Below are 21,975 nucleotides of genomic sequence, written 5' to 3'. Positions count from 1 at the left end.
CGATGGCTGCGGACCGCGACGACCCGGCGATGACCCTGCTGCGCCTGCTGGCCGAGGGGGCGCCGGCGGCGGAGCTCGGTGGCGTCCGAGACGAGACCGGCGAGGCCCGCGAGCTCGCCTTGAGGGTGCGTGCCGCGTTCGACTCGCGGCGCCGCCGCGAGGCCGAGCTGACTGCGCTCGTCGAGACGGCGCGCGACCTGGCCTCGCTGCGCGACCCCGGCGGGCTGCTCGAGGCGATCGTGCGCCGTGCCCGCACGCTGCTCGGCACCGACGTCAGCTACCTCACGCTGTACGACCCGGACGCGGGCGACACCTTCATGCGGGCCACGGACGGGTCGGTGAGCGTGGAGTTCCAGAACGTCCGGCTCTCCCTCGGTGACGGGCTCGGGGGCCTGGTCGCGTCGACGCACAAGCCTTACTGGAGCGCCGACTACCTGCACGACCACCGGTTCCAGCACACGGGGACCATCGACAGCGCGGTCGGCGACGAGGGCCTGGTCTCGATCTGCGGCACGCCGCTGGTGGTCGAGGACGAGTTCGTCGGCGTGCTGTTCGCAGCGAACCGGTCCCCCCGCCCGTTCTCCCCCGACCAGGTGGCCCTGCTCGGCTCGCTCGCCGCCCTGGCCGCCGTCTCGATCGTGCAGACGCGCAGCGCGGAGGAGGTCCGCCGGCACACGGCAGGCGTCGAACGTGCGGCAGCCGCGCACGACCGGTTCGCCGAGCTCGTCCTCGCCGGCGGTGGGGTCGACGACATCACCAGGGCTCTCGGTGACCTGCTCGGCGGCTGGGTCGTGTTCCTCGACTCCGAGGGCGAGGCCCTGAGCAGCCACGGGCCGGTGCCCTCCGAGGGCGACAAGGACACCGCGGCCCTCGCCGGCTCCCGCGCGGTGGTCGAGACCTCCGGCACCGGCCGGCTCGCGCACGACCCCGACCGGGACCAGTGGGCCATCGCGGTCAAGGCGCCGCAGACGCCGCTGGGGGCGCTGGTCCTGGGCGGCGCAGGCCTGCTCGACGACGCCGACCGGCGCACCCTGGAGCGCGCTGCCGTGGTCTGCGCGCTCGTCCTGCTCTTCGAGCGCACGGCGGCCGAGGCCGAGCAGCGGGTCCGCACGGACCTCGTCAGTGACCTCGTGAGCGGGCGCGGCGACCCGCAGAGCCTGGCTGCCCGGGCCAGGTCCCAGGGCGTGGACCCGTCGGCGCCGCTCGCGGTCCTCGTCGCGCACGCGAGCGACCAGACGCCTCGGCGCACCCTGCTCCTCGCAGCGCATGCGGCCGCCGGCCCGGGCTCGGTGGTCGGCGAGCACGACGGCAACGTGGTGGCGCTGCTGCCGGCCGACGACCCCCACGCCGCGGCGGGGCAGCTCGCCGCCCGGCTGGCACGGCTGGGCTCGGTCACGGTCGGCGCAGCCGGGCCGGTCACCGTCGGGGGCGACGTCCCCGCGGGCTGGCGCGAGGCCGTGCGCACCCTGGACGCCATGGTCGCCCTCGGCCTGCAGGGGCGCGGTGCCGGCTCCGCCCACCTGGGGTTCGCGGGTCTCGTGGTCGGGTCGACCCCCGACATCGACGGCTACGTCCGCACGCAGCTCGGCCCGCTGCTGGACTACGACGCCCGTCGCGGCTCCGAGCTCGTCAAGACGCTGCAGGCGTACTTCGACGCCGGCGGCAGCCCCCGGCACGCGGCCACGACGCTGCACGTCCACGTCAACACGGTGAGCCAGCGCCTCGAGCGCATCACCGCGCTGCTGGGCGCCTCGTGGCAACAGCCCGACGCCGCCCTCGAGCTGCAGCTCGCGCTGCGGCTCCGCCGGCTCAGCGCAGGCGTTCGGCGAGCGAGGTAGCGACGGCGTCGGCCGTCAGGCCGAGCTCCTCGAGGAGCTCACCGCGCGAGGCGTGGTGCAGGAACTGCTTCGGTATGCCGTGCACGTGCACCGGCACCTCGAGGCCCGCCTCGCGCAGGGCGAGGGTGACGGCCGCCCCGATGCCGCCGCTGACGAGGTTGTCCTCGACGACGGCGACGGCCCCGGCCGTCCGCGCCAGGTCGACGAGGTCGTCGCTCACGGGGAGCACCCACCGCGGGTCGACCGCCGTGACGGTGTGGCCCTGCGCCTCCAGCTTGGCTGCCACGTCGACCGCCATCGAGGCGAAGACCCCGACACCGACCACGAGCAGCTCGCAGGAGTCGGAGGCCGTCTCGTGCAGGACGTCGACGCTCCCCTGGCGGCGCAGCGCGGGCACGCCCGCACCGACGTCGCCCTTGGGGAAGCGCAGGACGGTCGGGGCGTCGGAGACCTCGAGCGCCTCGCGCAGCTGCTGGCGCACCTGCTGGCCGTCGCGGGGGGCGGCCAGGCGCAGGCCGGGGACGATCGAGGCGAGGGTCATGTCCCACATGCCGTTGTGCGAGGCGCCGTCCGAGCCCGTCACGCCGGCCCGGTCGAGCACGAACGTGATGCCGGCGTGGTGCAGGGCCGCGTCCATGAGCAGCTGGTCGAACGCCCGGTTGAGGAACGTCGCGTAGACGGCCACGACCGGGTGCATCCCGCCGAAGGCCAGGCCGCTGGCCATCGTGACGGCGTGCTGCTCGGCGATGCCGACGTCGAACACCCGGTCGGGGTAGGCGGCGGCGAAGCCGTCGAGACCGACGGGGATGAGCATGGCGGCGGTCAGTGCCACGACGTCGTCGCGCTCCCTGCCGACCTGCACCATCTCGTCGTTGAACTCGTCGGTCCAGATCCGCCCGCTCACCTCGAACGGCAGGCCGGTCTCGGGGTTGATCTTGCCGATGCCGTGCATCCGGTCGGCCTCGTCGTTGAGCGCGGGAGCGTAGCCGCGGCCCTTCTGGGTGATGACGTGGACCAGCACCGGGGCGCCGAACGCCCTGGCCCGGCGCAGCGCCTGCTCGACCGCCTGCTCGTCGTGGCCGTCGACCGGGCCGAGGTACTTCAGGCCGAGGTCCTCGAACATCCCCTGCGGGGCGACGATGTCCTTGATGCCCTTCTTCATCCCGTGCAGCGTCTCGTACATCGCACCGCCGACGACCGGCGTCCGCGACAGGGTGCTCTTGCCCCAGTCGAGGAAACGCTCGTAGCCACGCGTGGTGCGCAGGGTCGCGAGGTGCTCGGCGAGGCCGCCGATGGTGGGGGCGTACGACCGCTCGTTGTCGTTGACCACGATGGTGAGCGGCAGGTCCTTGTCGGCGGCGATGTTGTTGATGGCCTCCCAGGCCATGCCGCCGGTGAGGGCGCCGTCACCGATGACGGCGACGGTGTGCCGACCGTGCTCACGGCGCAGGCGGCGCGCCTTGGCGATGCCGTCGGCCCAGGACAGGGCGGTGCTCGCGTGGCTGTTCTCGACGACGTCGTGCTCGGACTCCGCGCGGCTGGGGTAGCCGGACAGGCCGCCGCTCTTCTTCAGCCGGCTGAAGTCGTGCCGGCCGGTGAGCAGCTTGTGGACGTACGACTGGTGCCCGGTGTCGAAGACGATGGCGTCCCGGGGGCTGTCGAACACGCGGTGGAGCGCGATCGTCAGCTCGACGACGCCGAGGTTGGGGCCGAGGTGGCCTCCGGTCTTGGAGACCTCGCTCACCAGGAAGGTGCGGATCTCCTCGGCCAGCGCCGGGAGCTGGTCAGGCGTCAGCGCCTTGAGGTCTGCCGGGCCCGCGATCGTCTCGAGCAGTTCCACAGGGTGGGTCCTTTCGCCGTGCTGCGTCCGTGGTGGACTCGTGCTTGCGTCCTGGGGGGAACGCCCGAGTCTATTCCGTGACCACCACGGACACCGAGTCGGGCAGCCCCTCGACCCGCGTGCTGCCGTCGCGGGCCACGGCCACCGAGAAGGTCACGTCGCCCCAGCGCAGCCCGTCGACCCGCAGCGCCCCGAACGGGCCCGGGCGGACCGGGGCCAGGCGCAGCTCGCCGGCCGGCACGTCGGCGTCCAGCCCCAGGGCGACGGTGAGCAGGGCGGCGGCGGAGGCGGCCGACCACGCCTGCGGGCGGCAGGACGCCGGGTAGGGGGTCGGCCGGTCGAGCAGGACCTCTCCCGAGTACAGCTCGGGCCAGCGGAGGTCGAACGCCTCACCGGACGCGACGAGCGCTCGTGCGAGGGTGCCCGCCAGGTCGCCGAAGCCCTCACGGCTCAGCCCCAGCGCGCAGATGGCGGTGTCGTGCGTCCAGATCGACCCCGTGTGGTACCCGATCGGGTTGAACCCGCCGGTGTCGGTCGACATGCTCCGCACGCCGAACCGGTCGAGCAGCGCGGGCCCGGTGAGGGTGTCGGCGACGCTGCGGGCCTCCTCGGGGGTGAGGGCGCCGGTCGCCAGCACATGGCCCATGTTCGAGCCCAGCCCGTCGACCGGTGCGCCGGTCGCGTCGAGGGCCATGGCGAGGTAGCGGTGGCCACCACGCTCGACCCAGAACCGCTCCCGCAGCCGGTCGGCGAGCGCAACCCCCTCGGTTCGCCAGTGGTCGGCCCCCTCCGCCCCCAGTGCGTCGAGCAGGTCGGCCGCGGCCGCGAGGGCCTGCACGGCATACGCCTGCGCCTCGACGAGCGCGATGGGAGCCGGCGCGATGCTGCCCTCGAGGCGGCGCATCGAGTCGGCCGAGTCCTTCCAGCCTTGGTTGGCGAGGCCGTGGCCGGTGGGGTCGACGTAGGTGAGCAGGCCCGCGTCGCCCGGCTGTCCGTCGGTCGTCAGCCACGTGAGCGCCGCCTCGAGGTGAGGGAGCAGGGCTCGCGCCTCGCGCTCGGGCAGGCCCCAGCGCCACGCCTCGACGAGCAGCACCACCCAGAGCGCGGTCGCGTCGACCGTGCCGTAGTAGAGCGGGGGCAGCCTCAGCCCTCCCGCGCGGCCGCCGTCGTAGGCCGTGCGGCGCACCTCGTGCGGGATCTTGCCCGGCTGCTCGGCCGTGGCCGGGTCGTCCTTCGCGCCCTGGCGCCGGGCGAGCGACCACAGCGTGCCTGCGGCGAGCTCGGTGCCGAAGGGGAGCAGCATCCGGGCGGTCCACAGCGAGTCGCGGCCGAACAGCGTGAGGTACCACGGCGAGCCGGCCGCGGCGAAGACGTGCTCGCGCTGCTCCGGGTCGCGCTGGAGCAGGTGGCGCAGGTCGTCGAGCGACTGGCGCACCAGCGGCGCGAGCCGGGGGTCGTCGGACTGCACCCTGATGCCCGCCCACGACACGGCCTCGGCGCCGGGGTCGGAGTCGAAGAGGGACCGGGTCGTCCGCTCGACGTGCACGGTGAGGACCACTTCGGCCTCGCCGCCGGGCTCGAGGACCAGCTCGTGCTCGAGGACGGCGTGGTCGGCGCCGGCGCCGAGGCGCTGGGCGGCGGGCTCGGCCGTGACGGCCACGGCATGGCGGGACGTCTGCCACGTGGCGCGGCCGTCCTGCGCCGAGGGGACCAGCTGCGCGCCGTCCGTCGGCCCGGACTTGACCTCGGCGACCTGCGCGCCGTCAGCCGCGAGGGTCGTGCGCACCACCGCGCGCACCGCCTGCGACGCGCGCGACGTCACGACGACCCGCTCGCACAGGCCCGTGCCGCTGACCGTGCGCAGGCGGCGCACCTCGACGGTGGAGTCGGCGCCAGGGTCACCGAGCCCGCGGGCCGCGCCGAGGAACACGGCGGTCGCGCCCCGGGCCTCCGCCGCCACCGGGCTGGGCTCCTCGCCGGCGACCTCCAGCTCCAGCCGGGAGAGCACTCGCTCGTCGTCGACCCAGAGCCCCTGCACCCCTCCGAGGGCGATGTCGCCACCGGCGCCCGACAGCACGGTGGCGTTGCCGTCGACGGCGATGACGAGGTCGTGCAGCCACGGCTGGCGGCTTCGAGTGGCCATGCGGGCGGCTCCTTGGGCTCGGGGTGCGGTGCAGCGCCTGGGCGCCGGCGGGCGCGGACGGGCGATCCCACCCTTTCAGGTGACAGGCGTTCCTCGACAGCCTGGCCGCGTATGCGTTGTCCCGCCTCAGGTTCCGGCGCCCCAGCGGACGGTCACGTGCTGGTTCGAACCGCGGGACCCGACGTGATTGCGCCAGACGAGTGCAGCGCGAGACCTATCGTGGGGCGCATGACGACCTTCCGCACAGTGCTCCAGGCGACGGGTGGCAACAACGTGGGCATCGTCGTTCCCGAGGCGACGGTGCTCTCCTTCAACCGTAGAAAGCGAGTACCCGTCGTCGTGACGATCGACGGTGGATACACGTACAGGACGACCGTCGGGGGTGATGGGGGGCCGCTACCTCATCTCGTTCAACGCCGAGACCCGTAGGCAGACGGGGCGCGCCGCGGGCGACGAGGTCGAGGTGGAGCTGGTGGCCGACCCGGACCGCTGAGGCCGACCGAGCCTTGGTCGCGCCTGCGTGGGTTGCCGGCCAGGTAGCCGGATCACATGGGAGAGACGTCGAAGTCCTGGATGGGTGCCTGTCGGGTCGTGCCGTCCTTCAGCGTGATCCGCACCGTGGGGTTGGGGGGCCCGAACGAGGGGATCAACGACTTCCGACCGGGCCACCACGCGGCGAAGTAGCCGTCCTCCAGGGTCGACTGGACGTCGCCGAAGTCGGTGACGATCGACACGGAGACCACGTCGGCCCCCGCCTTGCCGGTGACCTCGAACGCGACGTCCCCGTTGTCGTCGGTCATCGAGCGGACGCTGTTCGTCATCAGGCCGGCCGACGGTGGCTCCTCTGCCAAGGGGCCCTCGAAGCCCTGCACCATGGTGAGCGGGCTCGTGTCGGGGTCCTGCGCCAGGCACGTGGCCTCGTACCCGTCACTCCCCTGTAGCACCGTGTACGCGTACCTGCCGCGGAGCTCGACGAGCCTGACGCGGTATCCGTGCCCACTGAGGTGTGACATGCAGTCCCAGCCCAACCGGGCTTGCTGCTCGGGGCTGGCCACTCGTGCGGTCGGCGTCCACGAGGCGTATGCCGTGCCGCCCCTCGCGAAGTCGACGAGGACGGCACCCCCGACCAGCACCGTTCCCGCCGCAACGGCGTACTTGAGCGCCCGGCGCGGGGACACACGGGCCGGCGGTGCAGCCAGCTGCGTCTCGTCCATGATCCGGCCCAGGACCTGACGCGCGTGCGGTGTACTCCCCAGATCGTCGGGGACACCGTGCGCCGCGTCGAGCTCCTTCAGCTTCGCCTCAACACTCATGGATCGGTCCCCTCTCGACGAGAGCCAGTGGTTCGTGGCGCGGACGGGGGGTGGCGGTCCCCGCGAACAGGGCCAGTGCCCTGCGAGCCCTGCTGAGCCGGATGCGGTACGCCACGGGCGAGATGCCGAGGACTGCAGCCGCCTGAGCGCCGGTGAGGCCCTCCCAGACGGTCAGGCTCAAGGCCTCCTGGTGCAGACCACTCAGGCGCGCCCAAGCCCTGGCAAGGTCCACGCTGCCGACGACCGCGTCCTCGTGCCCGACCTCGGTCGCATCCAGGTCCGTCGGGTCGCACACCCGGACACGCAGGGCGAGGTCCCGGCGGTTGCTCGCCATCAGGAGGTTGCGGGCGATGCCGAACAGCCAGGCCCGCGCGTCACCCAGCCCACGCGGCAGGTCGGCCGACCGTCGCCACGCGACGGCGAAGGCCTCCGCCGCGACGTCTTCTGCCCGCTGCGGGTCGGTCCGCCGCGCGGCGAACCTCACCAGATCGGCGTAGGTGGCCTCGAACACCTCGACGAACCACTCCCCTGTGTCCCTCACACGCTGATCATGTCGTCCGGGTCGCAAGTGTTTCGACCGAATCCAACGCAGTACGCCGGCGATCGGCGTCGCGGACCACGGGAAGGCACGCGTCGACTGCGCGAACGCACGCGCTCAGAGACGCGGCACGTAGCGCTTGCCCTGCAAGGCGTCGTAGACCAGGCCGGCACTGCGTCGGGCGGCGAGCAGCCGGACGCCCTCGGCCTCGAGGTCGGCGAGCACCTGCGCCAGGCCCTCGTCGGTGAGGTGCTCGCCGAGCTCGACGCGGACCTCGCGGTAGGCCTGGCGCATCGCGACGAGTTGGGCCTCGATGTGCCGGGTGGCCAGCCACGCGAGCGCGACCGGCTGGCGACGCCACGAGGCGTAGAGCCGGTAGTCCGCCGGGCAGAAGTCGAGCAGCCACGACACCGCCGGGACCTGCCAGCCGTCGGCCTCCGGGGGTGGGACGAGCGGCGGCCAGCCCGGCGGCACGGCTGCCGTCCTGGGCTGTCTATCGAACACATGTTCGAGTGTAGGACAGGTTCCGACCGGCCGCGGAACGACGAGCAGAACAGGCCAGGAACTGGCCGGAGGCGCTCCTACGCTGGATCCATGGACACCACCTCGCCCCCGTCCCAGTACCCAGCCTCCCCCGCCTCGCGCGAGCGCGAGGACATCGTCGAGACGCTGCGCCGTCACCGCGGCTTCCTGCTGTTCACCGTCCGCGGCATCACCGACGAGCAGGCCCGCACCAGGACCACGGTGAGCGAGCTGACCCTCGGCGGCCTCATCAAGCACGTCGCCGAGACCGAGGCGAACTGGGCGACCTTCATGACCGAGGGCGCCCGCACCGCACCTGACGTCGACTGGGCGTCGATCGACTGGCAGAACCCGCCGCCGGAGGTGGCCGCCTTCCGCGACTCCCACCGCCTCACCGAGGACGAGACGCTGGCCGGGCAGCTCGCCCGCTACGAGGAGGTCGCCGCCCACACCGACGAGCTCGTCCGCACCCTCGACCTCGACACCGCGTACGAGCTACCGAAGGCCCCGTGGTTCGAGCCGGGCGCGACGTGGACGGTCCGGCGGGCGGCGCTGCACGTCATCGCCGAGACGTCGCAGCACGCCGGCCACGCCGACATCATCCGCGAGGCGCTCGACGGCCAGAAGACCATGGGCTGAACCGCTCGCCGCACCGCGTCCGGCCGACCGGACAGGGCCGGGACGACCGCCGGACGCCGGCGCGGACCACGGGGTGGACGCCCGGCATACCCAATCCGCGGCAGCGGAGTTAGCGTGAGGCGGTGACGCACCCTTCCTCCGCGACCACCACCCCCACTCCCGCCCCCGCCGCCCGCACCGTGGGCGAGCTGCGCGCCTCCGGCCACCAGCACAAGCCGCTGCGCCAGGAGGTCCGCGACAACCTGCTGGCCAAGCTCGCCGCCGGCGAGGACCCGTGGCCCGGCCTGCACGGCTTCGAGACCACCGTGATCCCCCAGCTCGAGCGGGCGCTGCTCGCCGGGCACGACGTCGTCCTGCTCGGCGAGCGCGGCCAGGGCAAGACGCGCCTGCTGCGCAGCCTCGTCGGCCTGCTCGACGAGTGGACCCCCGTCATCGAGGGGTCCGAGCTCGGCGAGCACCCGTTCCACCCCGTCTCCCCGGGGTCGATCCGCCGCGCGGCCGAGCTCGGCGACGACCTGCGGGTGTCGTGGCGCCACCGCGACGAGCGGTATGCCGAGAAGCTCGCCACCCCGGACACCTCCGTCGCCGACCTCATCGGCGACGTCGACCCGATGAAGGTGGCCGAGGGCCGCTCGCTCGGCGACCCGGAGACGATCCACTTCGGCCTGATCCCCCGCAGCCACAGGGGGATCGTCGCGATCAACGAGCTGCCCGATCTCGCCGAGCGCATCCAGGTGGCGATGCTCAACGTCATGGAGGAGCGCGACATCCAGATCCGCGGGTACGTCCTGCGGCTGCCGCTGGACGTGCTCGTCGTGGCGAGCGCGAACCCCGAGGACTACACCAACCGCGGCCGGATCATCACGCCGCTGCAGGACCGGTTCGGGGCCGAGATCCGCACGCACTACCCGCGCGAGCTCGAGGACGAGATGGCGGTGATCCGGCAGGAGGCCGACCTCGTCGCCGAGCTGCCCGACCACCTCGTCGAGGTCCTCGCGCGGTTCACCCGCGGTCTGCGGGAGTCCTCGTCGGTCGACCAGCGCTCGGGCGTCTCCGCCCGGTTCGCGATCGCCGGCGCCGAGACGGTCGCCGCCGCCGCCCTGCACCGTGCCACCCGGCAGGGTGAGGACGCGGCGGTCGCCCGCGTCGTCGACCTCGACAGCGCCGTCGAGGTCCTCGGCGGCAAGATCGAGTTCGAGACCGGTGAGGAGGGGCGCGAGACCGAGGTGCTCACCCACCTGCTGCGCACCGCGGTCGCGGAGACCGCGCGACGGCACCTCGGGGGGATCGACCTCGGGCTGCTCGTCTCGGCGCTGGAGAACGGCGCCACGGTGACGACCGGCGAGCAGGTGTCGGCGCGGGACGTCCTGACCGGACTGCCGGTGCTGGGCGAGTCCGACCTCTACGACCAGCTGGCCGACCGGCTCGGGGCGACGACGGACGGGGGCCGGGCCGGTGCGGTCGAGCTGGCCCTCGAGGCCCTCTACCTCGCGCGCCGGGTCGACAAGGACAGCGCCGACGGCGAGACGGTCTACGGATGAGCGAGTCCTCCGGTATGCCGGGTGGGCGCGGTCCGCACGGAGTGGCCCGCGGGCACCGGGCTCGCTACGCCCGGTACTCGGGTGGTCCCGACCCGCTCGCCCCCCCGGTCGACCTCGCCGAGGCGCTCGACGCCATCGGCGAGGACGTCATGGCGGGCTACTCCGCCGAGCACGCGATGCGGGAGTACCTGCGCCGAGGCTCGCGCCAGCAGACCGGTCTGGACGACCTCGCGGCGCAGGTCGCGCGCAAACGCCAGGAGCTGCTCCAGCGACACTCGCTCGACGGGACACTGCAGGAGGTCAAGGAGCTGCTCGACCGCGCCGTCCTGGCCGAGCGCAAGCAGCTGGCCCGCGACCTCGACGACGACGCCCGGTTCGCGGAGATGCGGCTGGAGAACCTGCCGCCGTCGACGGCGGGGGCGGTGAGCGAGCTCGCCGACTACCAGTGGCGCAGCCCGTCCGCGCGCGAGGACTACGAGCGGATCAAGGACCTGCTGGGGCGGGAGGCGCTCGACCAGCGGTTCGCCGGCCTGAAGCAGGCGCTGGAGAACGCCACCGACGAGGACCGCGAGGACGTGCGGCGGATGCTATCCGACCTCAACGACCTGCTGGCGGCCCACCGACGGGGCGAGGACACCACCGAGCAGTTCCGCGAGTTCATGGAGCAGCACGGCGACTACTTCCCGGACAACCCGCAGTCGGTCGAGGAGCTCGTCGACAGCCTGGCCCAGCGGGCGGCCGCGGCGCAGCGGATGCTCAACTCGATGACACCGGAGCAGCGCGCCGAGCTGATGGAGCTGTCGGCCCAGGCGTTCGGCAGCCCCGACCTCATGGGCGCGCTCGCCGACCTCGACGCGAACCTCCAGGCGCTGCGTCCCGGTGAGGACTGGTCGGGGTCGGAGCAGTTCGAGGGCTCACAGGGGCTCGGGCTGGGCGACGGCACCGGCGCGCTGCAGGACCTCGCGGCGCTCGACCAGCTGAGCGAGCAGCTCTCGCAGTCCTACCCTGGTGCCCGGATGGACGACATCGACGTCGACGCGCTCGCCCGGCTCGTCGGGGACGAAGCGGCCGTCGACGCCCGGACGCTGTCACGGCTGGAGAAGGCGCTGCGCGACTCGGGTTACCTCAACCGCACCTCCGACGGACAGCTCCGCCTGTCCCCCAAGGCCATGCGCCAGCTGGGCCGGGCGCTGCTGCGCGATGTGGCGAGGCGTCTCTCGGGGCGGCAGGGCCAGCGCGACGTCCGGCAGTCGGGCGCCGCGGCCGAGCCCAGCGGCGCCACCCGCGAGTGGCAGTTCGGCGACACCCAGCCGTGGGACGTCACGCGGACGGTGACCAACGCCGTCCTGCGCACGGCGTCGTCGGGCTCCGGCCTCGCTGGACCAGCACGGGACGCTGCGGGCAGCACGCGGCGAGCACCCGGCATACGGCTCGACCTCCGCGACGTGGAGGTCGCCGAGACGGAGGCTCGGACCCAGGCTGCGGTGGCGCTCCTGGTGGACACGTCGTTCTCGATGGCGATGGACGGGCGGTGGGTGCCGATGAAGCGCACGGCGCTCGCGCTGCACCACCTCGTCCGGACGCGGTTCCGCGGCGACCACCTGCAGCTCATCGGGTTCGGCCGGCACGCGCAGGTGATGGAGATCGAGGAGCTCACCACGCTCGACGCCGAGTGGGCCAAGGGCACCAACCTGCACCACGCACTCCTGTTGGCGCAGAGGCACTTCCGCAAGCACCCGAGCGCGCAGCCGGTGCTGCTCGTCGTCACCGACGGCGAGCCGACCGCCCACCTCGAGCCCGACGGCGACGTCTACTTCGACTACCCGCCGCACCCCCTGACCATCGCCTACAGCGTGCGCGAGCTCGACAACGTGGCGCGGCTGGGGGCGCAGGCGACGTTCTTCCGGCTCGGCGAGGACCCGGGGCTGGCGCGGTTCGTCGAGCAGATGGCGCGGCGGGTCGAGGGACACGTCGTGGCACCCGAGCTCGACGACCTGGGGGCGGCCGTGGTCGGCAGCTACCTCGGGTCGCGCGCGGGCGGCCGGGGCGGGTCCTACCGGGACCAGTTCGGCGACTGGTTCGGCGGTGGCCGGGGCTTCTGGGTCGACGACTGAGTCGGGGTGGGGTCCGGGAGGCCGCGCGAGGAGGGAGTCGGGCTCAGAAGTCCAGGACCAGCGGCTGGCGCTCGACGTAGGCATGGGCCGCCAACGGCAGGAACACCGACAACCCGAACCGGCCGCAGGTGGCCACGTCCGCGCCCCGGTCCGGCGGCCCGGCCGCGCGGATCGCCAGTCGCTCGTCCTTGTCGGCGAGACCGATCGCCTCGGCGAGGTCCTTGAGCTCGAGCAGCAGCCGGCTCAGGGGCGCCATCGTCGTCAGTGGCCCGTCGGGGCGTGACGCCCGGAACACGCGGCCGCCGGTCTCGACCGGCAGCCACCACTGGGTCGCACCGAGCAGGCTGGGGAACCGCTTCGGCGCCGCGCTGGCGGCGCGGTAGGCCTCCGCCTCACCGAAGTCCCGCGGCTCGTCGCCGCGGGCGCGGCGCAGGAGGCCGCGCGCGGGTGAGGGCTCGAGGTCCGGTCGTTCGAGGTATGCCGCGAGCAGCACCAGCCCGCCGTACCCGTCCCAGTCCGGCTTGTCCGTCCAGTACGGCAGGTCGCAGCGGTCGGCCCACGGCGTGTCGCTCCCGAGCGCTTCGAGGAGCTCGCGCTGCCAGGCGGCAGCCATCGCGTCGGCAGACCCTCGGTCGGGAGCCGGCTCGTCGTCCGGCCGCAGGACCTGCACGGGTCGCCCCGTCGCCGCGCCGACCTGCTGCACGGTCGTCATCCAGTCGCGTGCCAGGTACCGGGCCAGCGGCCCCACGTAGACGTCCATCCCCATGGCGGGAGGGTGGCACGCGGCCGGGCGTGTGGAGTGGGTGACGGCCCGAAGCCGACCGTTCGGTGGAGGATGCCAGGGCGTGGCGCCCACACCGGGATGCGGCCCAGGACCCGCGCCCAGGACCCGCGCCGAGGGTCTCGGTGAGGAGGCGGAGCCGTTGCCGCGCAGACGATTCCGTCTGTACACGGTCCGTCCGCTGCTGACTGCGTTGTCAGTGGTCGCCCCTAGGGTCGTGTCATGTCGATCGCACCCGAGGACTTCACCTGGCGAGGGCCTGCGGGCCCGCGGCCGGTGCTGGCCGCCACCGCGGCGGCCCTCGAGGCGATGACCTCGTCCTCCCCCGAGCGGCTCTGGGCCCTCGGCGAGGGCGAGATCACGGCGGCGCTGCAGCTGCTCGGCCGCCTCTCCGCCTGCGTCGACGCCCACCTCGTCTCGGTGCTGGCCGAGGCCAAGCGGCGCAGCCTGGACAAGGGCGACGGCTGGGGGCCGGTGGACTGGGCTCGGGCCACGGCCCCGGAGCTGCCCCAGCGCACCGTGCTCGCCGCGGACGCAGTGGCCGACGCGGCCGACGAGCCGCGCCTGGCCGAGGTCGTCGACGCCGCCACCAAAGCCGCCTCCGGCGCCACGACCTCGAGCCTGCCCGTCGCGAAGGCAGCCCAGCTGGTCCGGTTCCACCGTTCCGTCCGCGGCCTGGCAGACCCGTACCAGCTCGAGGCCGTCATGGACGACCTGCTCGACTCCGCTCGCGGACACGGCGGGCTGTCGGAGAGCGACCTGGCGGTGGCCCTCCGCCACACTGGCGACCTGCTGCGCCCCGACCGCCTCGTCGAGCGCGACGCCGACGTGCGTCGGGCCCACCGCTCATTGGTGAAGTGCCCGGGGCCGATGGGTCTGTCCCGCTACACGCTGCTGCTCGACGACGAGGGTGCCGCCGTCGTCGACGCCGCCGTCGACGTGCTCGCCAAGCCCTCGCGCGACGAGGAGACCGGCGAGCTCGACCTGCGCACGCCGGCCGCCCGCCGGGCCGACGCCCTGCTCGACCTCGTGCGCCGCGCCGTCGAGGCGCCCGACGGGGTCCCCCGGCAGGCGAAGACCAGCCTCGTGGTGACCATCGGTCTGGACGCGCTGACCCGACGGTGCCGGGGTGCCGGCCTGACGTTCGGCGACCAGGTGCTGACCACCGACACCGTGCGGCGCCTGGCCTGCGACGCCGAGGTGGTGCCGGTCGTCCTCGGTTCACGCGGCGAGGTGCTCGACCAGGGCCAGGCGAAGAGGCTGTTCAAGCGGGGCCAGATCCGGCACCTGTGGCTGCGAGACCGTCGGTGCACCTTCCCGGGGTGCTCGAAGCCCGCACGCTGGACCGACGCGCACCACCTCGTCCACTGGGCCGACGGCGGCGCGACCGACGTCGGCAACGCAGCCCTCCTGTGCCGCGCGCACCACACCGTGGTCCACCGAGAGCGGTACGCCGGCGCCGTGGTCGAGGGTGAGCACGGTCCACGGGTCCAGTGGGAGCTGGTCCCCGGGTCTTACGACGACCAGGTGGAGGCCCTGCGTCGCAGCCGCCTCAGGGCCGTGGCGCCGGAGTCGCCCGACCCCGACGACCGGGACGACCTGCACGACCCGGCCGACCCGCACGACCCGGACGACCCCTCGCCACCCCCACGACCATGACGCCGCTCCAGACCCCGCCCACCCGGACGGGGCCACAGCCGTGCCACCGGGTCCCGACGGTCGCCGCCCCCACGGGAGCACGGTCCTGCGATCGTGCCGTCGCGTTCCCCACCCGCTGCGGACGCCCGCTCCCGACGCCCGCTCCTGACGCCCCGCAGACCGACGCCCCGCAGACCGACGAGAGGGGTGTGCCGCGTGGTGACCACGCGGCACACCCCTCCCTCGGAAGGTTGCGCCAGCGGCGAGCTCAGCTGTTGACCAGGGACCGCAGGACGTACTGCAGGATGCCGCCGTTGCGGTAGTAGTCGGCCTCGCCCGGGGTGTCGATCCGCACGACCGCGTCGAACTCCACCGGCGCCCCGCCGTCCTTCTCGGCCCGGACCTTGACCGTCTTCGGCGTCCGGCCCTCGTTGAGCTCGGTGATGCCGGTGATGGAGAACGTCTCCGTGCCGTCCAGGCCCAGCGACTCCGCCGACTCCCCCTGCGGGAACTGCAGCGGGATGACGCCCATGCCGATCAGGTTCGAGCGGTGGATGCGCTCGTAGCTCTCCGCGATGACCGCGTTGACGCCCAGCAGCCGGGTGCCCTTGGCGGCCCAGTCGCGCGACGACCCGGAGCCGTACTCCTTGCCCGCGAGGATGACCAGCGGGACGCCGGCCTCCTGGTAGGCGACGGAGGCGTCAAAGATCGTCGTCTGCTCGCCACCGGCGAGGAAGTTGCGCGTGAAGCCGCCCTCGACGCCGTCGAGCAGCAGGTTCTTGAGCCGGATGTTGGCGAACGTGCCGCGGATCATGACCTCGTGGTTGCCGCGCCGCGAGCCGTAGGAGTTGAAGTCCTTGCGCTCGACACCGTGCTCCGCGAGGTACTTGCCCGCCGGGCTGTCGGCCTTGATCGAGCCGGCCGGGCTGATGTGGTCGGTCGTGACCGAGTCGCCCAGCTTGGCGAGCACGCGCGCGCCGCTGATGTCCTCCACCGGGGTGGTCTCCATCTGCATGCCGTCGAAGTACGGGGGCTTGCGGACGTAGGTGGAGTCCTCGGCCCACTCGAAGGTCTTGCCCTCGGGCGTCGGCAGCGACTGCCAGCGCTCGTCCCCGGCGAACACGTCGGCGTAGTCCTTGGTGAACATCTCCTTGTTGATCGACTCGGCGATCGTCCGCTCGACGTCCTCCGGGGTCGGCCAGATGTCCTTGAGGAACACGTCCGCGCCGTCGGTGTCCTGCCCCAGCGGCTCGGTCTCGAAGTCGAAGTCCATCGTTCCCGCGAGGGCGTAGGCGATGACCAGCGGCGGCGACGCCAGGTAGTTCATCTTCACGTCCGGGTTGATCCGGCCCTCGAAGTTCCGGTTGCCCGACAGCACCGACACGACGGCGAGGTCGTTGTCGTTGATGGCCTGGGAGATCTCGTCGGCCAGCGGGCCGGAGTTGCCGATGCAGGTCGTGCAGCCGTAGCCGACGAGGTGGAATCCGAGCTTCTCGAGGTAGGGCCACATGCCGGCCTTTTCGTAGTAGTCGGTCACCACCTTCGAGCCCGGCGCCATCGAGGTCTTGACCCACGGTGCCACCGTGAGCCCACGGTCGACCGCGTTCTTGGCCAGCATCGCGGCGGCCATCATCACCGAGGGGTTGGAGGTGTTGGTGCAGCTGGTGATCGAGGCGATCGACACGATGCCGTGGTCGATCTCGAAGGACGCGCCCTCCCCCGTCGTGACGGTCACCGGGTGCGAGGGGCGGTCGACGCCGTCGCCCTCGTATGCCGGCTGGTCGCCGCCGTTGTAGCCGTCACCCGAGCCGCCACCGGACTGCGGGTCGCTCGCCGGGAACGAGGACGCCGCGCCCGGGTCGCCCTCGTGGTGGGCGACGTAGGTCGGGAGGACCTTGCGGAACGCCGACTTGGCGTCGGTGAGCGCGATGCGGTCCTGGGGTCGCTTCGGGCCGGCGATCGACGGGACGACCGTCGACAGGTCGAGCTCGAGGTACTCGGAGTACCGGGCCTCGGGCTGGTCCGGCCCGGGCTGCAGCCACATCCCCTGCTCCTTGGCATACACCTCCACGAGGGCGACGGACTCCTCCGAGCGGCCGGTCAGGCGCAGGTACTCCAGGGTGACCTCGTCGATCGGGAAGATGGCGCAGGTGGAGCCGAACTCGGGGCTCATGTTGCCGATGGTCGCGCGGTTGGCCAGCGGGACCTGGGCGACACCCTCGCCGTAGAACTCGACGAACTTTCCGACGACCCCGTGCTTGCGCAGCATCTCGGTGATGGTGAGGACCACGTCCGTGGCCGTGGCCCCGGACGGGATCGCGCCGGACAGCTTGAAGCCGACCACGCGCGGGATGAGCATCGACACGGGCTGGCCGAGCATCGCGGCCTCGGCCTCGATGCCGCCGACGCCCCAGCCGAGCACACCGAGGCCGTTGACCATGGTGGTGTGGGAGTCGGTGCCGACGCAGGTGTCCGGGTAGGCAACGCCGTCGCGGACCATGACCGTGCGGGCCAGGTGCTCGATGTTGACCTGGTGGACGATTCCGGTGCCGGGCGGGACCACCTTGAAGTCCTCGAACGCGGTCTGGCCCCAGCGCAGGAACTGGTAGCGCTCGCCGTTGCGCTGGTACTCGATCTCGACGTTCTTCTCGAAGGCGTCCTTGCGGCCGAACACGTCGATGATCACCGAGTGGTCGATGACGAGCTCGGCCGGGCTGAGCGGGTTGATCTTCGTGGGGTCGCCGCCGAGGTCGGCGACGGCCTCGCGCATGGTGGCGAGGTCGACGACGCAGGGCACGCCGGTGAAGTCCTGCATGATCACGCGCGCGGGGGTGAACTGGATCTCGGTGTCGGGGTCGGCGTTCTCGTCCCAGCCGCCGACGGCCCGGATGTGGTCGGCGGTGATGTTGGCGCCGTCCTCGGTGCGCAGGAGGTTCTCGAGCAGCACCTTGAGGCTGTACGGGAGGGTCTCGGCGCCCTCGACCGCGGAGAGCCGGTACATCTCGTAGGAGCTGTCACCGACCTTCAGCTCACCGTGGGCGTTGAAGCTGTTCGTGCTGGCCACTGCAGGCTCCTTCGATACTGTCGACGTCGTCGTCCGATTTATCTTGATGTCAAGATATCACGTCAGGAAGCGCTCTGCTCTCGATCCTGCTCCAGGGCGCGACGCAGCGGAAGCGGAAGGTCTCGCTTGGTCCGCTCGGCGAGACCGGCCGCGACGTAGGTGATGGTGAGGACGGCGCACAGCTGCCCGTCGCCGGCCCGGTGGATCTCGTGCCGGAGCGTGAAGGACGTCGTGCCGACGCGCACCGGTCGCACGACGATCTCCGCGTGGTCCCCCGCCGACAGGCTCGCGAGCCACTCGATCTCGGCGTGCCGCACCAGCGGCATCGCGTCGTGCGCCTTGGCCTCCTCGATGCCGTAGCCGCGGGCGTCGCAGTAGGCGAGGCGGGCATCGTCGCACCAGGCGAGGTACCACGCGTTGAACACGACCCCGACCTGGTCGACCTCGTAGAAGTGCACCTCGACCCGGTGCACGAACGGGTCGGCCGCCCCTGCGGCAGCCGACCCAGCCCCGCTCGCACCAGGCTTGCCCGGGGCGCTCGTCAGGTCGGTCTGGTCGGTGGTGCTCACGGGCCGGTCCTCTCGAAGAGCACGATGCACTCCAGGTGGTGGGTCATGGGGAAGGCGTCGAAGGCACGCAGGCTCTGCAGCGCGTAGCCGTGCTCGGCGAGGTATGCCGTGTCGCGCGCGAGCGCCGCGGGGTCGCAGGCGACGTAGGCGACGCCCCTCGCCCGGAGGGCCGCGACCTGCGCCACGACGTCGCGGCCTGCCCCGGTGCGAGGTGGGTCGAGGACGACGAGGTCGGCCGTCGGCGGCAGCATCGGGTGGCGGCGCAGCTTGCGGCCCCGGGTGGCGCGGCGGTTGCCGCCCGCGCCCTTGCGACTGGGTCGCGGCACGCCGAAGACGTCGTCCACCCGACCGCGGACGACCAGGGTGGACGGGAGCCCCGCCAGGTTGCGCTCGGCCTCGTCCGTGGCCCGCGGGTCGGACTCCACCGCGACGACCCGGCCGGTCGGGCCCACCTGTTCGGCCAGCGCGCGGGCAAAGAGGCCGACGCCGGCATACAGGTCGAGGGCGGTCTCCCCCGGCTGTGGCGCCAGCAGGCGGAGCACCGTGTCGACGAAGGTGGGGGCGGCGGCGGGGTGCACCTGCCAGAACCCGCGCGCGGAGACCTCGAACTCGCCGGAGAAGTGCTCGCCGCGGACTGCCTCCGTGACCACGGGCACGGCGTCCGCGCCGGGCACGGGGACCACGACGGCCTCGCCCTCCGACGGCGCCACGACGTCGACCGAGGTCTCCCCCGGCCAGTCGCGCTGGAGGACCCCCGTCGCGAGCACGCGCGGATCGGCGATGAGGCAGGTGTCGACGGGGACGACGTCGTGCGACCGGTGCTTGCGCAGGCCGGCCCGCCCCGACTCGTCGACGGCGAACTCGACCCGCGTCCGCCAACCGAGGCCGTCCGGCGCACCGGGCAGCTCCTCGACCACGACCTCGACGTCAAGACCGGCCAGGCGGGAAAGCTGCTCGCGGACGACGGCCGTCTTCAGCTCGCGCTGGTACGCCGGGTCCACGTGCTGGAAGTCGCACCCGCCGCACAGTCCCGGCCCGGCATACGGGCACGGTGGCTGGACCCGGTGCGGGCTCGCGGTGGTCACGGCCACGGCGTCGGCCCGCACGAACCGCTGCCCCTCCCGCGCCTCGGTCACGCGGGCGACCACCCGCTCCCCCGGCAGCGCGTGTCGCACGAACACGACGCGGCCCTCGTGCCGGGCGACGCAGAAGCCGCCGTGGGCGACCGGCCCGACCTCCACCTCGACCTCGTCCCCGACGGACAGGTCGCCGGGGTTGGCGCGCACCGTCGGCTCGCTGCCGCCGCTCACTGGCCGAGCCGGACCGAGCCCGCCGTGGGGCCGTCGAGCCGCTCCTCGACGCCCTCGGAGGACCGGAGCTGCCACGGGACGCTCGCGACCATGACCCCAGGGGTGAACAGCAGCCGGCCCTTGAGCCGCAACGCGCTCTGGTTGTGCAGGACCTGCTCGTACCAGCGGCCCAGGACGTACTCGGGGATGTAGACGACCACGACGTCACGCGGGTGGCCCGAGCGCAGGGACTTGACGTACTCCACGACCGGCCGGGTGATCTCGCGGTAGGGCGAGTCGAGGGCCTTGAGCGGCACGGGGATCCGGCGCCGGTCCCACTCCTCCTGCAGGGCCTTGGTCTCGTCCGGCTCGACGTTGACGGTGATGGCCTCGAGCCGGTTGGGACGGGTGGCGCGGGCATACGCGAGCGCCCGCAGCGTCGGCTTGTGGATCTTGGAGACCAGGACGATCGCGTGCACCCGGCTCGGCAGGAGCTGGGCCTCGCTGTCGTCCTCCATCACCCGCAGCTCCTCGCGGACCCGCTCGTAGTGCTTGTGGATGCGCAGCATGATGAAGAACAGCACCACCATGGCCGCGATGGCGTAGCCCGCGCCGTGGACGAACTTGGTGAGCAGCACGACGACGAGGACGAGGCCCGACATCGTCGCCCCGATCGCGTTGATGACCCGGCTGCGCATCATGCGGGCGCGGGCGCGGGGGTCGCGCTCGAGTCGCAGGTGCCGGTTCCAGTGCCGGATCATGCCGGTCTGGCTCAGCGTGAACGAGACGAAGACGCCGACGATGTACAGCTGGATCAGCTTGGTGACCTCGGCGTTGTACAGGACGATGAGGAACGCGGCGGCGCCGGCGAGGATGAGGATTCCGTTGGAGAAGGCGAGCCGGTCGCCGCGGGTGTGCAGCTGGCGCGGCAGGTACCCGTCCTTGGCCAGGATCGAGCCCAGCACCGGGAAGCCGTTGAAGGCGGTGTTGGCCGCGAGGACGAGGATGAGCCCGGCCACGATCGACACGATGACCACGCCGGGGCGGAAGCCGGAGAACACGGCCTTGGAGACCTGGCCCATGATCGTGTCCTGGACGTAGCCGTTGCCGACGGGCCTGCCGTTGTCGAGCAGCTGGGTCGCCGGGTTCTCGGCGTACTTGATGCCCGTCCACTTGGCGAGCACGAGCATCGACATCAGCATGGTGATGGCGACCAGGCCCATCATGAGCAGGGTCGTCGCGGCGTTGCGGGACTTGGGCTTCTTGAACGCCGGCACGCCGTTCGAGATCGCCTCGACCCCGGTCAGCGCCGCACATCCCGACGAGAAGGCGCGCAGCAGCAGGAACATCAGCGCGAAGCCGCCGAGCGTCTCGAACCCGCTCTCCGGCGCCAGGGTGAGCCGGGCGCTCTCGGCCTGCGGCAGGGTCCCGCTCACCTCGCGGACGAGCCCCACGACACCCATGCCGATGACGCTGAACATGAACGCGTAGACGGGGATGGCGAAGGTCCTCCCCGACTCGCGCACGCCACGCAGGTTCATGGCGGTGAGGACCACGACCAGGCCCACGGCCACGATCACCTCGTGCCCGCGGATGAACGGCAGGGCGGCCGCGGCGTTCTGCACGCCCGAGGAGATCGACACCGCGACGGTGAGGACGTAGTCGACGAGCAGGGCCGAGGCGACGGTGAGCCCCGCCTTCGGCCCCAGGTTGGTGTTGGCCACCTCGTAGTCGCCGCCGCCGGAGGGGTAGGCGTGGACGTTCTGCCGGTAGGACGCGACCACCACGAGCATGACGGCCACGACGCACAGGCCGATCTGCCAGGAGTGCGTCAGGGCCAGGGCCCCGCCGGCGAGGCCCAGGGTCAGGAAGATCTCGTCCGGGGCGTAGGCGACGGACGAGAGCGCGTCGCTGGCAAAGATCGGCAGCGCGAGCTTCTTGGGGAGCAGCGTCTCGCCGAGCCTGTCGCTGCGCATCGCGCGCCCGACGAGCACCCGCTTGAGGACGCGTCCAGAGGTTGGCACGGCGAACACTCTATGGGGCCCCAGCGGGCGGTGCGCGCCGCCCTGCACCGCTGGTCACGGGCCGGACCGGCCCCTGCGCGCCGCCCTGCACCCGGGCTCGGCCGGCGGTGTAGCGTCGGCGA

Annotated in this window: 16 protein-coding genes; 6 read left to right on the top strand and 10 right to left on the bottom strand. The window is 72.7% G+C overall.

Annotated elements, in window-relative coordinates; genetic code table 11:
• Positions 1 to 2 precede the first annotated feature (2 nt).
• Entirely contained in the window at positions 3 to 1,838 is a 1,836-nt protein-coding gene (locus ACYVDO_RS03585; RefSeq protein ID WP_460932855.1) for a helix-turn-helix domain-containing protein, read from the top strand.
• Here ACYVDO_RS03585 and dxs read toward each other — a convergent pair.
• Positions 1,810 to 3,678 carry a 1-deoxy-D-xylulose-5-phosphate synthase gene (dxs, locus tag ACYVDO_RS03580; protein ID WP_460932854.1) on the bottom strand — a complete coding sequence of 623 codons (1,869 nt, stop codon included), beginning with the start codon at positions 3,676 to 3,678 and terminating at the stop codon, positions 1,810 to 1,812. The two genes, ACYVDO_RS03585 and dxs, sit on opposite strands and share 29 nt — an antisense overlap.
• A gap of 70 nt (positions 3,679 to 3,748) precedes the next feature.
• Positions 3,749 to 5,821, bottom strand: a complete 2,073-nt coding sequence (locus ACYVDO_RS03575; protein WP_460932853.1) for a glycogen debranching N-terminal domain-containing protein — start codon at positions 5,819 to 5,821, stop codon at positions 3,749 to 3,751.
• A 385-nt stretch (positions 5,822 to 6,206) separates the two neighbouring features.
• On the opposite strand from ACYVDO_RS03575, the gene ACYVDO_RS03570 reads away from it, so the two are divergent.
• Positions 6,207 to 6,314 (top strand): DUF1905 domain-containing protein, encoded by a 108-nt coding sequence (locus tag ACYVDO_RS03570; protein ID WP_460932852.1) that lies wholly within the window; start codon positions 6,207 to 6,209, stop codon positions 6,312 to 6,314.
• Between the two features lie 52 nt (positions 6,315 to 6,366).
• Here the strand turns inward: ACYVDO_RS03570 and ACYVDO_RS03565 are convergent, their stop codons facing one another.
• The 3 genes from ACYVDO_RS03565 to ACYVDO_RS03555 all read right to left on the bottom strand — a co-directional run bounded on the left by ACYVDO_RS03565 (position 6,367) and on the right by ACYVDO_RS03555 (position 8,176).
• Positions 6,367 to 7,134 carry a hypothetical protein gene (locus tag ACYVDO_RS03565; RefSeq protein WP_460932851.1) on the bottom strand — a complete coding sequence of 256 codons (768 nt, stop codon included), beginning with the start codon at positions 7,132 to 7,134 and terminating at the stop codon, positions 6,367 to 6,369.
• On the bottom strand, positions 7,124 to 7,675 hold the full coding sequence (locus ACYVDO_RS03560) for an RNA polymerase sigma factor (protein ID WP_460932850.1): 552 nt from the start codon (positions 7,673 to 7,675) through the stop codon (positions 7,124 to 7,126). The genes ACYVDO_RS03565 and ACYVDO_RS03560 overlap by 11 nt, the downstream gene beginning before the upstream one ends.
• Positions 7,676 to 7,789: 114 nt before the next feature.
• Positions 7,790 to 8,176 (bottom strand): hypothetical protein, encoded by a 387-nt coding sequence (locus ACYVDO_RS03555; protein WP_460932849.1) that lies wholly within the window; start codon positions 8,174 to 8,176, stop codon positions 7,790 to 7,792.
• 90 nt (positions 8,177 to 8,266) lie between these two features.
• Here ACYVDO_RS03555 and ACYVDO_RS03550 point away from each other — a divergent pair, with 90 nt between their 5' ends.
• The 3 genes from ACYVDO_RS03550 (at position 8,267) to ACYVDO_RS03540 (ending at position 12,488) form a co-directional block, all read left to right on the top strand.
• Positions 8,267 to 8,833, top strand: coding sequence for a DinB family protein (locus tag ACYVDO_RS03550; protein ID WP_460932848.1), 567 nt, complete (start codon positions 8,267 to 8,269; stop codon positions 8,831 to 8,833).
• 122 nt (positions 8,834 to 8,955) lie between these two features.
• On the top strand, positions 8,956 to 10,374 hold the full coding sequence (locus ACYVDO_RS03545; protein WP_460932847.1) for a magnesium chelatase: 1,419 nt from the start codon (positions 8,956 to 8,958) through the stop codon (positions 10,372 to 10,374).
• A gap of 14 nt (positions 10,375 to 10,388) precedes the next feature.
• Complete coding sequence (locus ACYVDO_RS03540; protein ID WP_460933410.1) at positions 10,389 to 12,488, top strand: vWA domain-containing protein; 2,100 nt, start codon at positions 10,389 to 10,391, stop codon at positions 12,486 to 12,488.
• Between the two features lie 43 nt (positions 12,489 to 12,531).
• On the opposite strand, the gene ACYVDO_RS03535 is transcribed toward ACYVDO_RS03540, so the two are convergent.
• A complete protein-coding gene (locus tag ACYVDO_RS03535) occupies positions 12,532 to 13,254 on the bottom strand; it encodes a hypothetical protein (RefSeq protein WP_460932846.1) in 723 nt (240 codons plus the stop codon).
• Positions 13,255 to 13,491: 237 nt separating this feature from the next.
• Between ACYVDO_RS03535 and ACYVDO_RS03530 the strand changes: the two genes are divergently transcribed.
• Positions 13,492 to 14,928, top strand: coding sequence for an HNH endonuclease signature motif containing protein (locus tag ACYVDO_RS03530; protein WP_460932845.1), 1,437 nt, complete (start codon positions 13,492 to 13,494; stop codon positions 14,926 to 14,928).
• A gap of 247 nt (positions 14,929 to 15,175) precedes the next feature.
• On the opposite strand, the gene ACYVDO_RS03525 is transcribed toward ACYVDO_RS03530, so the two are convergent.
• The 4 genes from ACYVDO_RS03525 to ACYVDO_RS03510 form a co-directional block, all read right to left on the bottom strand.
• Entirely contained in the window at positions 15,176 to 17,971 is a 2,796-nt protein-coding gene (locus ACYVDO_RS03525) for an aconitate hydratase (RefSeq protein WP_460932844.1), read from the bottom strand.
• 62 nt (positions 17,972 to 18,033) lie between these two features.
• A complete protein-coding gene (locus ACYVDO_RS03520; RefSeq protein ID WP_460932843.1) occupies positions 18,034 to 18,540 on the bottom strand; it encodes an acyl-CoA thioesterase in 507 nt (168 codons plus the stop codon).
• Positions 18,537 to 19,850 (bottom strand): class I SAM-dependent RNA methyltransferase, encoded by a 1,314-nt coding sequence (locus ACYVDO_RS03515; RefSeq protein ID WP_460932842.1) that lies wholly within the window; start codon positions 19,848 to 19,850, stop codon positions 18,537 to 18,539. Before ACYVDO_RS03515 ends, ACYVDO_RS03520 begins: the two co-directional genes overlap by 4 nt.
• A complete protein-coding gene (locus ACYVDO_RS03510) occupies positions 19,847 to 21,805 on the bottom strand; it encodes an APC family permease (RefSeq protein ID WP_460933408.1) in 1,959 nt (652 codons plus the stop codon). Before ACYVDO_RS03510 ends, ACYVDO_RS03515 begins: the two co-directional genes overlap by 4 nt.
• Positions 21,806 to 21,975 lie beyond the last annotated feature (170 nt).

The sequence above is a fragment of the Phycicoccus ginsengisoli genome, assembly GCF_054779295.1.
Note: the sequence above shows the minus strand (reverse complement) of the source record. Positions and strands in the feature narration are given on the sequence as shown.